Here is a 13,568-nt window from a genome sequence, read left to right as displayed (position 1 = left end):
TTAACGCTTGTTATTGCTATAGCAGTAATGCTGGCATGTTGAGTCATGTCAGCAACGTCCATGAAAGTCGACAAAAACAATAAGTAAAAGGGAATCATATGGCTAATGCCAGCACGCAAACGGACACCGAACAGCAAAATCAATCCGCACCAGTTAAGAAAGATAAAAAAATCAGTATGTCGAGTTGGGTATTACTGTCATTTGCAGGCGGTATTATTGCAGGATTGTTTTTCGGTGAAATGCTGGCGTGGATGTCGGTCATCGGCGATGCGTTTATCAAGTTATTACAGATGACCATCATTCCTTACATTATCGTATCGTTAATCTCTAGTTTAGGCAGTTTAACCTTAGAACAAGCCAAGTCATTAGGTGTAAAAGTCGGTAAATTGATGTTAGTGATATGGCTTTTCGGTCTGTTAAGTATGTACTTGATCAAGTACACCTTCCCTGAATGGCAAGCGGGTGAATTCTTTAGTTTAACGGCATTACAAGATCCTAATTCGGTCAACCTTTTGGATTTATATATCCCTTCTAACCCGTTTTTCTCACTGTCTAATAGTTATATTCCTGCAATTGTACTTTTTTGTGTTGCCACGGGGATTGCGCTGATATCCATTGATGATAAAGAGTCATTAATGCGCCCATTGCAGTTACTTGGCGCCTCCTTTAATAAGGTCACACAAAGTATTGTCATGCTGATGCCAATTGGTATTTTTGCCATGACAGCGGCGACAGCTGGCACGATGGATTTTGATGAGTTTCAAAAATTACAGGTTTATTTTATCGCTCATGTGGTGATGACAATATTACTCACATACTGGGTTTTACCCGCCATCATTATGGTGATCACACCATTCTCCTATCGTGACATTACTGGTATCGCGAAAGATGCCATGATTACAGCATTTGCAGCCGGTAATATTTTTATAATCTTGCCATTGCTTATTCAACGCACCAAGGAGCTATTCCATAAATACAAGATTGGTAATGCGCAAACCGATGATTACGCCAATATTATTATTCCTGTGGTATTTAGCTTTCCTAATTTGGGCAAGCTGTTAACCATCGTTTTTGTGTTATTTGCCGCTTGGTTTTCAGGCAAAGAGCTCGATTTTATTAGTTATTTTCCGATGTCTGTTAATGGCTTAATCAGTTTATTTGGCAGCGTGTATTTAACCATTCCTATGCTATTGGATTCGCTAGAGCTGTCTTCGGATTTATTCCAGCTGTATATGGTGTCGAGTTTATTCACTAGCCGTTTTACCTCATTACTCGCTGCAATGAATATCTTTATTTTAGCGATTGGCGGTACAGCGATGCTGGCTGGTATCGCAAAAGTCAGCATGAAAAAACTGATAATGTGCAGCGCCCTGACACCGATTGTTTTTGGCATCTCTTTACTGGGAACCAGCTGGCTGCTTAATAGTATTGTTGATACTGAATACAATATGGATGAAGTGGTAGCACAAATGAGCTCTGCTGCAGAAGTACCTGAAGATGTGACAACCTTTAATTGGTCAGAAGAATTAGTTGTTAATGGCCCCCGCTCTGTGGAACAAATTAAGCAAAGCGGGACGTTAAGAGTCGGATATAATCCTGTTCAAGTCCCCTTTTCATTTTTTAATGCCGAGCATGAACTTGTCGGGTTTGATATCGAATTGATGAAAAAACTGGCTGCTGAACTTGATTTACAAATCGCATTTATCCCTTACTCAAGCGAAAATGCCTTAGAGTCAATCAACAGTGGCTTGTTTGATATCACAGTCTCAGGCTTACAAATGACCACGACTCGAATCGGTTTAGTCGACTTCACTAACCCAGTGCTCGATCTTCACTATTCTTTTGTTGTTAAAGATTACCGTGCTGATGAATTTAAAACTGATGAACTTATACATCAAGCCGATAAAATCAGAGTTGCGTCTGTGGGAGAATATTCAATTATCCCTTACCTAAAAGAGAAGTTCGATAACATTGAATTTACTTCAATCGACTCTGACAAACTCTTTTTTGAAGATGATGGCAAAACCTGGGACGGACTGCTTATTAGCCTTGAAGCTGGCCAAACTTGGACCATTTTATACCCTGAATACACGACCCTATATAACCGTGAAGAAATTAAATCTTTCCCAGCATCCTACGCTGTTGCAAAAGGGAATACCTCATTGCACACCTTTTTAAATAGCTGGTTGGCAATTCAGCAATCATCCGGTTACGTAGACACGCTTTATAGTTACTGGATTTTAGGAGAAAACGCCCAGCCTAAGCAGCCAAGATGGTCAGTCATAAAGGATGTATTACATTGGGTCGACTAGTGCGGAAAATAGCGAGTTAAACATAAAGCCTTACTGTAATAGTTAAGGCTTTATATTTTATTCAAGAGTCAAGATACTCACGAGTAACGGTACTTACGAGTATCGGTACTTACGAGCTACCTTACTTACGAGCAACAGTACTCACGAGCGATGAGTGACGTAATACTGCCAGAGCGCGGTATTGAAGATCACTTGAACCAGATAAAGCCGATATTGAATATAAATCATATTAGTCTCCATCGGGTTGTGAACGATATGTCAGATAATTAGCCCCTAACCCATTAACAACCAGTCCAATCAGCACCCCAAATGCAACACTAAATAGCTCAAAACTAATCGAAGTGGGTAACCAAGTTCTGATGAGACTAAAACTCACTAAATTAGCCATTCCTGCGACTATCGCTACCGCAACCACCCATTTCATTTGTGCACGGGTTTGTAACTGCTTGCGGTGGCTAAATGTCACACACCTATGCCCCCACCAATTTAGCCCTAACCCGATACTAAATCCGGCAAACCTCGCCAATAGAACAGGCCATTTAGCTAAGTGTAATAGGCTTAAAAAGAGCATTAAATCGACTAAAAAACTCCCACCACCTACCAGTAAAAAGCAGCTCACGGTTTTAAGTTTTTGCCGATTAAACACAGGCATAGCTTGGGCTGGTTGGGATAACATCGGTGTGTGCGGCATTAGCTTTCACCACACAACATTAGCACTTTTTTCTTAGTTTCGGCTTCTAACTTACAGGTGGCAAAATTATCGTATTTTGTCAGTTGAGTTTGAGTCACAACAATATAGTAAGGAGTATTTTGCAAACGAATTAGTTCATCTTCATCATTGACCACCACCGCTTTACCCTCACTGTAATAACGTGACGAAAATGGTTGCTGTAGCCAGTAATACACAGGCAAGTCATATAAGCGTTGCTTTAACAACCACTTATCACTTTTTTCTTTACTGACATCAGTATTAAGTACCCCAACGGCAACCATAAGCAATAAGGGAATAGAAGTTGCTATGGTCACGAACCGTTTAATCACATCATCTTTCCAAGCATAAGCAATAAGTAATGCTAATGCTGGCGCTGCGGGTAACACATAAGCAGGTAGAATGTTTCCCGCTAAAGTGAATAACACCATAGGCGATATCATCCAGCAGATCAGAAATTTAGTGAAGGAATCAAACCCTTTGTTTTGCTGGTTAACCTCTGTATTTGACCCACTGCTATTTTGATATAAACGATAGAGGCCACGTGGCAAGAAAAATGACCAAGGTAAACACGCTACGGCAAAATACATCCAAATCGTACCACGTGCTTCATCATGGGCAGTGCCGTATAAATCGCCTTTCCAGCCGCTATCAACAAACCTTGACCAATGCTCGCCAACAATAAAGTATTGAATAAAGCCTGGGGTAGCCTGCTCGGCCATCACGTACCAAGGTAACACTAAGCTCAGCATCAAAGTCAGGCCTGATAACAAGGGAACTTTTTGCCATAACTCGCGCCACATGTTGATAGGGCCTACAGCCCAAAGCATCCACAAAGAAACACCGATGCCAAATATCGCAATCACAACAGGGCCCTTGGCCATTAGGCCTATGGCCAATCCCGCGAAGCCTGCGTATCCCCAAAAATACTCACCTTGCCAAGCTAAATAAAAACCAATAAATGCTAACGTTAACCCGAGTAATAAGCCCATATCTGTCATAACTGTGCCTAAGCACACATAAAAAACGGTTGTGGTCGCATAGATGATGGCAACGGTTAAGCCATTGATTGAAAATCGTTTCGCAAATTTAACCACCAAGGCAAGGCTCAGCACACCGACAATGAAATGCGGTAAACGTAAAAAGAACTCATTATTGGCGAACAGCTCGATAAAGCTGGCACTCATCCAATTTTGCAAAGGCGGTTTTCCCCAAAATGGAACACCATAATCAAATTGAGGTGTGAGCCAATTTCCAGTTTCTGCCATAAGCCTTGCCATTTCACCATAGCGAGCCTCTGTCGTATCCATTAACGGGTATAAGGCTAATGACACTAATCGCACTAATAACACACCCATTAAAAGCCATAATAGGTTCGTTCCCAATGGGTTAGATTTATGTGAAGGTGATTGCAGAGCATTCATTTAGACTTTTCCACCATAGTTGTAGGTTTGCTTGTAACTTGTTGGTTGTACAAAAAATGCTTGTTGCAAACGGCTCCCTTGCAGAAAACTCACTTGCAAATCACCGTTACTGAATTGATTTACATGGTTTATAGATGTCGACTTAGCACGCTTTAGCGCTTGCTTGCTATGAGTCGTTGCTTTGGTCATTGACGTGAGCGGCTTTTTAAAACTCACAACCGTATTAGGAATACTTTGTTGGTGATATACCTCTTCTACAATAAATACTGGGCGCTGCTTCACCTCCATAAACACCCGTCCCAGATACTCGCCAATTAAACCAATCGCCAGTAATTGAATTCCCGCTAAAAATAATTGCACCACCATCATTGATGCATATCCCGCGACAGCTTCACCAAATACCAGGGTTTTCAATACCACCCACACACCATAAATCAACGAACTTAAACCAATGGTGACACCAAACCAGGTGGCTAAACGAAGGGGCTTAAAACTAAACGAGGTAATTCCATCCATCGCTAAACCAATCAGCTTGCCGTAATTCCATTTGGTTTCCCCTACACTGCGAGGATCTCGATCAAACTCAATCGTAGTTTGAGTAAAGCCTGGCCAGCTTAAAATGCCTTTCATAAAACGATTACGTTCTGGCATTGCATTAATATGATCAACCACCTGACGACTTAGCAACCTAAAATCGCCAACATTTTCAGGCACAGGAGAGTCTGACATCACATTCATTAATCGATAAAAACAACCTGCTGAAAAGCGCTTAAACCAGGTTTCGCCCAACCGTTTTTTTCGGCGCATATTCACCACTTCATAGCCTTCACGCCAAGTGGCTAACATCTGTGGAATAAGCTCTGGTGGGTCTTGCAAATCTGCATCAAGCAAAATAACCGCAAGGCCTCTTGCTTGAGCAAGGCCCGCAGAAAGCGCAGCCTCTTTACCAAAGTTTCTGCTGAGTTTAATGCATTGATGCTCGCCATGACTCATGCGTAATTGCTGTAATAGCGCCCAAGTGTTGTCGGTACTTCCATCATCAATAAACACTAACTCGCAATGCTCGGGCATGGTTGAGAGCACTCCGTCAAGGCGCTGCATCAACACATCAAGGCTTTGCGCCTCATTAAACATTGGGATAATGATCGATAAGCAGACTTCGGATTGCTGGCTGGCTGAGGATTGATGACGCATGGACTATTCCTGTGAATCAAAATATGCCAACATCTTGAATGATAGCGAGTGTAAGAAATGTCATTGACATTTCTTCGACAAAAAATGACTGATAATAAGCCTCCATTTCGAAGGCAACGAGCAACAAATGAAACTACTTATCATTGAAGACAACCACGATGTGGCGGGGATCTTAGGCGATTTCTTTGAAGCTCAAGATGCTGAAATTGACTTTGCAACGAATGGTGAGCTTGGGCTATCTCTGGCTCTCGCTGACGATTTTGACGCTATTATTTTAGATTTAATGCTGCCTAAAATGGATGGACTCACTCTGTGTAAAGCCCTGCGAGAACAAGGGTGCTCTACACCAGTACTGATGCTAACAGCCTTAGACAATAAAGCGGATTTAATGACCGGATTTGACAGTGGTGCTGACGACTACTTAGGTAAACCCTTTGATTTAGATGAGCTGGATGTACGAATCAAGGCGTTGATTAAACGCCACCGTGGAAATGTGGCTCAAGCTAAGCTGCGCTTTGGCGATCTTGAAGTTGACACGGCACGTCACCAAGTCACACGCCAAGGTATGATATTGCCACTCACTCCCACCACCTATCAAATACTGCATTTGCTCATTAAGAATGCACCAAATGTTGTCACAAGGGAGCAACTTATCGACGAGCTTTGGGGCCAACACCCACCAGGAAAAGATATTTTGCGCAGTCATGTATATCAGCTTCGTAATCAACTCGATAAGCCGTTTGGTCAACCTATGCTAGTGACAGTCCCCAAAGTCGGTCTACGCCTCGACCAAGGTTCTACTGATACGAATTTAACCGAGTGAATGCAACTATGCTAAATCAACCCAAAGTAAGTCGTACCAGCACAAGTAATACCACTGCGCGATCTTTTGTTGGTAGGCTAAGCGTCTACTTTGCATTCATTGGTGTTTTAGCTGCTGGGATCATTTATGTCATGATGATTTTCATACTGCAATGGGTTGAGGATGAAGTAAGTCTAAATAACCTCAGAGAAAGCGCCCCGTATGTGGTAAAGCAATTTCAATCAGGTACCCCTGAACCTTTGGTATTGCCGCCTAATATTACCGCCTTTTACAGCACCAATTTTATTCCGAAAAAATATGGCCAGCTCCAAAACTATCCACTTGGCTTTAATGGCGAAATTAATGATGACTATCATGAGCTGTTTTTGCATCGAGATGAGTTTTTACTGGATGGAGAAGTCGTTCAGTTATACCTGACTATGCCAGCTGACAATGTTGAACTTTCTAATGCCCAATGGAAAAGTATTAGTACCTTCTCATTGCTATTCACATTAGGGCTATTAATTTTACTTGGCTATGCGCTGATTAAATTATCAAAACGCTTAATTGAACCCATCAATGACTTAAGCAAACAGCTCGCGAAAAAACCTTTGCCAACCACATTTAGCGTCAATACGAGTGCAGCCAAAGAGTTTGGTATTCTAACCGATAGCTTAAATAGTTATCGTCAGCAAAATGAAACCTTAATCAAACAAGAACAGGCCTTTGCCAGGTATGCCAGTCATGAGTTACGCACCCCATTGAGTATCGTTGTTGGCGCGGCTAAATTGCTTTCTAAAAAGCCCGATGCTGATTTTCAGTTGCGCCAGCAAGAGCGCATCACTCGTGCAGCCCAAGACATGCAAAATACGGTAGACGCCTTATTGAATATTGTTAAGCAGGAAAAGTCTGACAATAGTAATCCACCACGTCAATTGACTGAACAAGAGCTCAACCAAACCATTGAAACAGCAGTGAACTTAGCTAAAAAACAGCACATTGAAGTGACGGTTAACTGGCAAGGTACCCCATATGTGCAGCCCAATTCAGCCGTGATTAAAATGTTACTTAGCAATTTGCTGAATAACGCAATTAATGCTCGCGGTGATAATTTGCCTGACGATGAAACGAGCTGGATTAAGATTACCATTTTCGACAATCAAATAGTGATAGAAGATAACGGACAGGGTTTATCTAATATTGAGAAAGGTCAGCAACAAAGCGATATGTCAGGCCACGGTTTAGGTTTAGTGATTATTGATACTTTATGCCATCGATATAACTGGCAATTTACCCTAAAATCAAACCACCCAAGAGGCTGCATTGCGACCTTATCTTTACCTGCTCTAAGCCTTTAATCTAAGCCATTAAGCTAAGCCAAAACATAAACAACAGCTCAGAATAAAAATGGCTAACTCTCATTACAAGGTTAGCCATTCGTTTATCTGTATCAACGGTGGTTAGCGTTTATGAATGACTCCAGACTTCATCACAAAAGGTACATCCAGTAAGGCGTCTATTTGCTCTACTGGACTGGTGTTAAGTGCAATAATATCTGCTTGTTTACCAGGCTCTAGCGTGCCTATATCATCTGACATTCCCAAAAGGTCAGCCGCATTAATCGTGGCTGAAATAAGAATATCTTGATTAGACATGCCAGCTTGGTGCATCAGTATGGCTTCTTTGGCATTCTGGCCATGCTTTGATACGCCACTATCAGTACCAAAAGCGATATTAACACCCGCTTTGTAAGCATTTCCGAAGTTGTTTTGCATGTCATTACCCACACGAATAGCTTTGGCTTTAATTGCTTCCGACATAAAGTTGCCGCTGGAGTTAGCCATTTGTACGACCGTATCACCAGCTAATAAAGTGGGAACCAAATATGCACCAGACTTCTTAAACAGCTTAATTGATTCTTTATTAGCGTAACTGCCGTGTTCAATACTGTCTACACCAGCGCGTAGAGCAGCATTAATCCCTTCTGCAGCATGAGCGTGGCTGGCAACCTTTCTTCCCAGAGCATGAGCCGCATCGATGACTTCTTTTAATTCATCATTTGCCATCTGCTGACCTGTACCTGTATTGGTATCGGAAAGAACGCCGCCAGTAGAGGTTATTTTAATGACATCTGCACCATATTTAATTGCCCGACGAGTTGCACGACGACAATCAAATGGGCCATCACAAATGGTTTTAGATGTCAGCATATCCAACAGATCAGGACTTTTACCATCAACATCACCATGGCCGCCAGTCACCGAAACTCCACCAGAAGCAATAATACGAGGTCCTGCTAACCATCCTTTATTAATGGCATCTCTAAGCGCATAAATCTGTTCAGGTTTTGCACCTAAATCTCGTACGGTGGTAAATCCAGCCATCAAGGTTTTATTAGCAAAATAAGCACTTCTCATCGCCACGTCGGCATCAGACATCCTTAAAGATTCACTGTCATTATTGGGTCCCAGTTCACCTTGAAGATGCACATGCATATCCATCAAGCCAGCCATTACAAATTGCTGCTTTAAATCGACATACTCAATCGTGTCAGCTGCAGTTAATTCATTGTCGTTTATTTGTATAAAGCCTTTTTCGACGGCAGAGATTTTGCCATCTTTAACCACAACCGAATGCGCTTTCAGTGTGGATTTACCAGCTACAGTTAATAGTTCACCAGCATGAATCACTTTGTAGTCGGCAGCAAAAGCTGCTGAAGACATCCCTATGGTCAATAGCAAAATAGTTGCCTTGCTAGTCGCTTTTTTATAACCCTTAAGCGTTGATTTCAGGCTCGTTAAAATAGAAGCGTTACGCGTTGTTTGAGGCATATTAATCCCTGAATGTGTTTCATTGTCCTAAGCTATTAACATGCCTAACTTAAGGGCGCTTTACAATCTTGCTTAACAACTTTTATTTACCATTAAGCTCCGCAACAAGCCATAACCCCAAACTAACCCAGCACTAACGTATCGTTCAAACCTTACTCAACTGCAAACCAAGTTAACCCAATTCGCTAGATCTCGAGCACATTACATAGGTAAATTTAACATTTGTATTTGATTAACCTAAGCCTTTGCTATATAAAAGATTTAAGATTTTCATCAGGGAGGTTGAAAGTGACTGAATCTGTCAAATCTGACAAAAATTATGCGACTGCAGTTATTTTATCGGGAATTTTCGGGATTTTTGGAGTTCACCATTTCTATTGTGGCCGAGTTTTGCATGGTTTTTTTGATTTAACACTAGCCATTGTTGGCATTACGTTATTGCAGTTTGAAGACGTTACGCTCACCCTGATCGGTGCAGGTCTTATTTTTATTGATGTCATTCATACAGTCGTAGTGACATTTATGCTTCTAGTTGGAAGCTACAGAGACGGACAAGGTAAGTTAATCACCTATCCGGGACAAAAATTATAACTAAGGGATTTTAATTATGTCAGAAGTACAAACAGCTGAAACACCAGTAGAACTAAGTGAGAAAGGTTTTGTACCTACTCTTCTTTTGTGTTTTTTCCTAGGCTCTCTAGGTGTGCACCGTTTTTACACAGGTAAAATTGGTACTGGGATCTTGATGCTGTTAACCCTTGGCGGTTTAGGTATTTGGACGTTAATCGACTTCATTATTATTGCAGTTGGTAACTTTAAAGACTCACAAGGTCGTGCGATTAAAGCAAGCTAATCTTGTTTTATCCGTAAAGACTCAAAAGCCACGTTAATTAACGTGGCTTTTTTATGAACAAAACGATATTGAAACTCGCTTTTACGCGTTAGAACATATAATCAATGCCCAAATAAACTTGTTCAGCATCATTTACCGACAGAGATGACACATTGTCCCCTGACGAAGTAAAGTTATGCATCAAATACCTAAAACCCACCTCTGATGTAAACTGATCACTCAGCTCAAAGACAACACCAGTTTGTCCGCCAAAAACATAGCTACTACGAGTATCAAAATAGCTTTGTTCACTATCTGTGTATTGGGTCTCTTGACTACTTAACCCTGCAGAAGCCCCAACAAATAAACTAACCAGTCCGGCATTATCAAAGGGAAATAACCAATCATAGGAAACTAAAACCCCTTGATGATGACTTAAATCATCAGAACTAAATGAGTAAGTGCCGTATAGCCGACTCGCTTGGTCAAAGGCGACACCGTTTCGTAACTGGTAGTTAATCCCACCTAATTGGATTTCATTTACATTAGACGGCAAGGCTGAAAATGTTGACAACTCTGCATAATGATAACCGACAACCCCACCAATAATCTTATCAGCACCATAAGAAAACTGCGGGAATAAAGACAATATAGCCAGGCTTTTAATGAGCTGTTTTGCCGCCATACGCCCTCCCATTTCAGTGATACCTTAATTAATCATCACTTATTATTGGTAATGGGAACGTAAGCTAGATCAAACTTTGTAAGCTTGTTTTTAAAATAGAGAAACTAGATATCCAAACTGTGATCAGGTTAAAAAACAAACAAAGAAATATCGACCACATACTCATTCAGCGCACAGTTTGAGCCAACAAAAAAGCCGCTAATTAGCGGCTTTTTATTTCAACGTAATGAAACGAACAATTAATTAGCGATTTTTAAATCCGCTTTATCAGAGATAAGATTTAAATCAAAATCAAACTCGTCAACACGGATCGCACGTTCACGTTTTAAGTTGTAATCTTGCAGCAACTTATGCTCGTCTGCACTAATGACTTTGGCGTCTAATGCATTATCAAGGGTAATTGAAAAACGAACACCCGCTTTAAATACACGTTGTTTAAGTGCTTTTTTGACTTTGGCAAGCAATGGTAAACAGGTCATTTTAGCAAGGTAAGCTTGCTCATTAATATAATTACCATCACCAGCAACTGGTTTAACAAGATGCGTCAGCTGCTTTTTGAAAGCTGTATCTAGTTGCGCTTGTTCAGCTAATTCACGTACTAAATCATCGTTCACTTTGACCATTTTGCCTGAGTAAGTCATGGTAATTAAACGCATAAACTGGCGTGTTGGCTTCGATGGGAAATTCTCAAGGAAAGACAACAATGCTTCTTCCGCTTTGCATAATGCCCAACGCGTTGCGTATTCAAAGTAAGGCTTTGCTTCGTTACGTTCATCAGTTGTCACTTTTTGCTCGTAAAAACGAATTGATGCCATTGCAGCGTATAAATAACTCATCACATCGCCTAAGCGTGCTGACAGCATTTCAGCTTGTTTCAGCTTACCGCCTAATACAAGTAACGAGAAATCGGCATATACAGCGAGTTTTGATGCCAACTTATGCACCGACTTTTCGTAACCAACAACCTCAGGAAGCGTTGATTGAGCTGGCGCAGTAAATGGTAATAAACCTAATTTAAATGCACGTAGGCTGTTTCCAACACTGTAACCAATGGTTTGTCTGAAGATACGATTAAAGGTTTTATCCGCATCGCTTGCATCACTGTGAATAGACTCAACCATGCTTTGTAAATGAGGATGACAACGCATCACACCTTGACCAAAAATCATCAAATTACGGGTTAGGATGTTAGCGCCTTCGACCGTAATCGCAATTGGTTGTGCAACATAACCAGATGCTAGCGTATTTTGAGGACCACGTTGAATCGCTTTACCCGCTTGAATGTCCATCGCTGAATCTAAAATATCACGGCCTAACTCAGTCATATGGTATTTCGCAATCGCGGTGACGACTGATGGCTTTAATCCAAGACCTAAGCCTTCCGTTGTCAGCACTCGCATCGCTTCTTGCAAGTATGTTTTACCTGCAATATCAGCAAGCTTTTCTTGAATACCTTCAAACTTACCGATTGATAAACCGAATTGTTCACGTACCGCAGCATATTCAGCAGACGACTTAAATGAACATTGGCTCACTGATACACCTAATGCAGGCAACGAAATACCACGGCCAGCACCTAAACAGCTCACAAGCATCTGCCAGCCACGACCAATATTGTCTTGGCCGCCAATAATGAAGTCCATTGGAATGAATACATTTTCACCACGTGTCGTACCGTTATAAAAACGACAACCCATTGGATCGTGACGATTACCTAATTGCACACCTGGATGTGCCTTTGGGATCAACGCACAAGTAATACCAAGTTGCTCTTTACCACCTAATAGACCTTGAGGATCTTCAACCTTAAATGCTAAGCCTAATACTGTCGCAATAGGCGCTAGGGTAATATAACGTTTGTCCCAAGTTACCGATAAGCCAAGTACTTCTTGACCTTCGTACTCGCCCATAGTGACAGTACCTATATCTGGTATACCACCGGCGTCAGAACCTGCTTCTGGACTTGTTAATGCAAAACAAGGGATTTCTTGCCCGTTAGCTAAACGAGGTAACCAAAAGTCACGTTGGCTATCTAAACCGTAATGCATTAACAACTCACCTGGGCCTAGGGAGTTAGGTACCATTACTGTTACTGCAACAGCTGAGCTTTTCGCCGCTATTGTCGCAACAATGGTTGAGTTAGCATATGGACTAAACTCGAGTCCACCGTATGATTTTGGAATAATCAGAGAGAAGAATTTATTTTCTTTTAGGAAAGTGAGTACGTCTTCAGGCAAATGCTTCCCGTTTTGAATATCGAAATCATCGACCATTTCAATTAAGGTTTGCACAGGGCCATCTAAGAAAGCTTGCTCTTCCGCCGACAGGGTCGCATTAGGAATGTCACGCAATGCAGCAAAATCAGGAATACCTTGATAGATAGAGCCTTCAAGCCACACGTCACCAGCATCTAACGCTTCTTGTTCAGTCGTTGAAATACTCGGCAGTACTTTTTTAAATGTTGTTCTTATGCTCATAGTTCATACTCATCAGACCAGAATAATAGTGTGCATTACGTCACAAAAAACAAATTAGATCAAATATTCTAATTCAAAAATAAAGCCTTTATTTACAGTAACAAAGCAGCTAACAAAAATAATTACCAACTTTTCATAGACTTACACATGTACGCTGAAATGAAAAAAAATTAAAAAATTTATACGCTCGTTTGAATTTTTGCATTTTTTAAGCAAAAACGATGCTATTTAGGCTGAGACATTTCAAAATAGCGAGTCAAAAATAGGAAGAATTATTGACACAATGACGCGATTAAATTTGA

11 protein-coding genes are annotated in these 13,568 nt (G+C 41.2%); 5 read left to right on the top strand and 6 right to left on the bottom strand.

Annotated elements, in window-relative coordinates; translation table 11 throughout:
* Positions 1–98 precede the first annotated feature (98 nt).
* Positions 99–2,312, top strand: coding sequence for a cation:dicarboxylate symporter family transporter (locus A9267_RS16780; protein WP_065110003.1), 2,214 nt, complete (start codon positions 99–101; stop codon positions 2,310–2,312).
* 229 nt (positions 2,313–2,541) lie between these two features.
* Here the strand turns inward: A9267_RS16780 and A9267_RS16775 are convergent, their stop codons facing one another.
* Genes A9267_RS16775 through A9267_RS16765 form a run of 3 tightly spaced genes read right to left on the bottom strand, consistent with a single transcriptional unit; the run spans position 2,542 to position 5,639 of the window.
* Positions 2,542–3,003 (bottom strand): GtrA family protein, encoded by a 462-nt coding sequence (locus tag A9267_RS16775; protein ID WP_082972435.1) that lies wholly within the window; start codon positions 3,001–3,003, stop codon positions 2,542–2,544.
* Positions 3,003–4,445, bottom strand: coding sequence for an ArnT family glycosyltransferase (locus A9267_RS16770; RefSeq protein ID WP_065110002.1), 1,443 nt, complete (start codon positions 4,443–4,445; stop codon positions 3,003–3,005). The genes A9267_RS16775 and A9267_RS16770 overlap by 1 nt, the downstream gene beginning before the upstream one ends.
* Positions 4,446–5,639 carry a glycosyltransferase family 2 protein gene (locus tag A9267_RS16765; RefSeq protein ID WP_082972433.1) on the bottom strand — a complete coding sequence of 398 codons (1,194 nt, stop codon included), beginning with the start codon at positions 5,637–5,639 and terminating at the stop codon, positions 4,446–4,448. It lies immediately after the preceding gene.
* Between the two features lie 127 nt (positions 5,640–5,766).
* On the opposite strand from A9267_RS16765, the gene A9267_RS16760 reads away from it, so the two are divergent.
* Together A9267_RS16760 and A9267_RS16755 are read left to right on the top strand one after the other, a co-directional pair.
* A complete protein-coding gene (locus A9267_RS16760) occupies positions 5,767–6,462 on the top strand; it encodes a response regulator transcription factor (RefSeq protein ID WP_065110001.1) in 696 nt (231 codons plus the stop codon).
* 8 nt (positions 6,463–6,470) lie between these two features.
* Positions 6,471–7,799, top strand: coding sequence for a sensor histidine kinase (locus A9267_RS16755; RefSeq protein ID WP_065110072.1), 1,329 nt, complete (start codon positions 6,471–6,473; stop codon positions 7,797–7,799).
* Between the two features lie 102 nt (positions 7,800–7,901).
* On the opposite strand, the gene A9267_RS16750 is transcribed toward A9267_RS16755, so the two are convergent.
* Positions 7,902–9,164 carry a metal-dependent hydrolase family protein gene (locus tag A9267_RS16750; protein WP_065110071.1) on the bottom strand — a complete coding sequence of 421 codons (1,263 nt, stop codon included), beginning with the start codon at positions 9,162–9,164 and terminating at the stop codon, positions 7,902–7,904.
* Between the two features lie 396 nt (positions 9,165–9,560).
* On the opposite strand from A9267_RS16750, the gene A9267_RS16745 reads away from it, so the two are divergent.
* Both A9267_RS16745 and A9267_RS16740 read left to right on the top strand, forming a co-directional pair.
* Positions 9,561–9,863 (top strand): NINE protein, encoded by a 303-nt coding sequence (locus A9267_RS16745; RefSeq protein WP_055025791.1) that lies wholly within the window; start codon positions 9,561–9,563, stop codon positions 9,861–9,863.
* Between the two features lie 16 nt (positions 9,864–9,879).
* Entirely contained in the window at positions 9,880–10,125 is a 246-nt protein-coding gene (locus A9267_RS16740) for an NINE protein (protein WP_055025792.1), read from the top strand.
* An 88-nt stretch (positions 10,126–10,213) separates the two neighbouring features.
* Here the strand turns inward: A9267_RS16740 and A9267_RS16735 are convergent, their stop codons facing one another.
* Entirely contained in the window at positions 10,214–10,789 is a 576-nt protein-coding gene (locus A9267_RS16735) for a hypothetical protein (protein WP_065110000.1), read from the bottom strand.
* 239 nt (positions 10,790–11,028) lie between these two features.
* Positions 11,029–13,266: an acyl-CoA dehydrogenase gene (locus A9267_RS16730; RefSeq protein WP_065109999.1), complete on the bottom strand. Its 2,238-nt coding sequence runs from the start codon at positions 13,264–13,266 to the stop codon at positions 11,029–11,031.
* Between the last annotated feature and the right edge of the window lie 302 nt (positions 13,267–13,568).

The sequence above is a fragment of the Shewanella sp. UCD-FRSSP16_17 genome, assembly GCF_001675935.1.
In the GTDB taxonomy this organism is placed as follows: domain Bacteria; phylum Pseudomonadota; class Gammaproteobacteria; order Enterobacterales; family Shewanellaceae; genus Shewanella; species Shewanella japonica.
The sequence above is the reverse complement of the archived record's forward strand: the minus strand, read 5'-3'. Positions and strand labels throughout refer to the sequence as shown.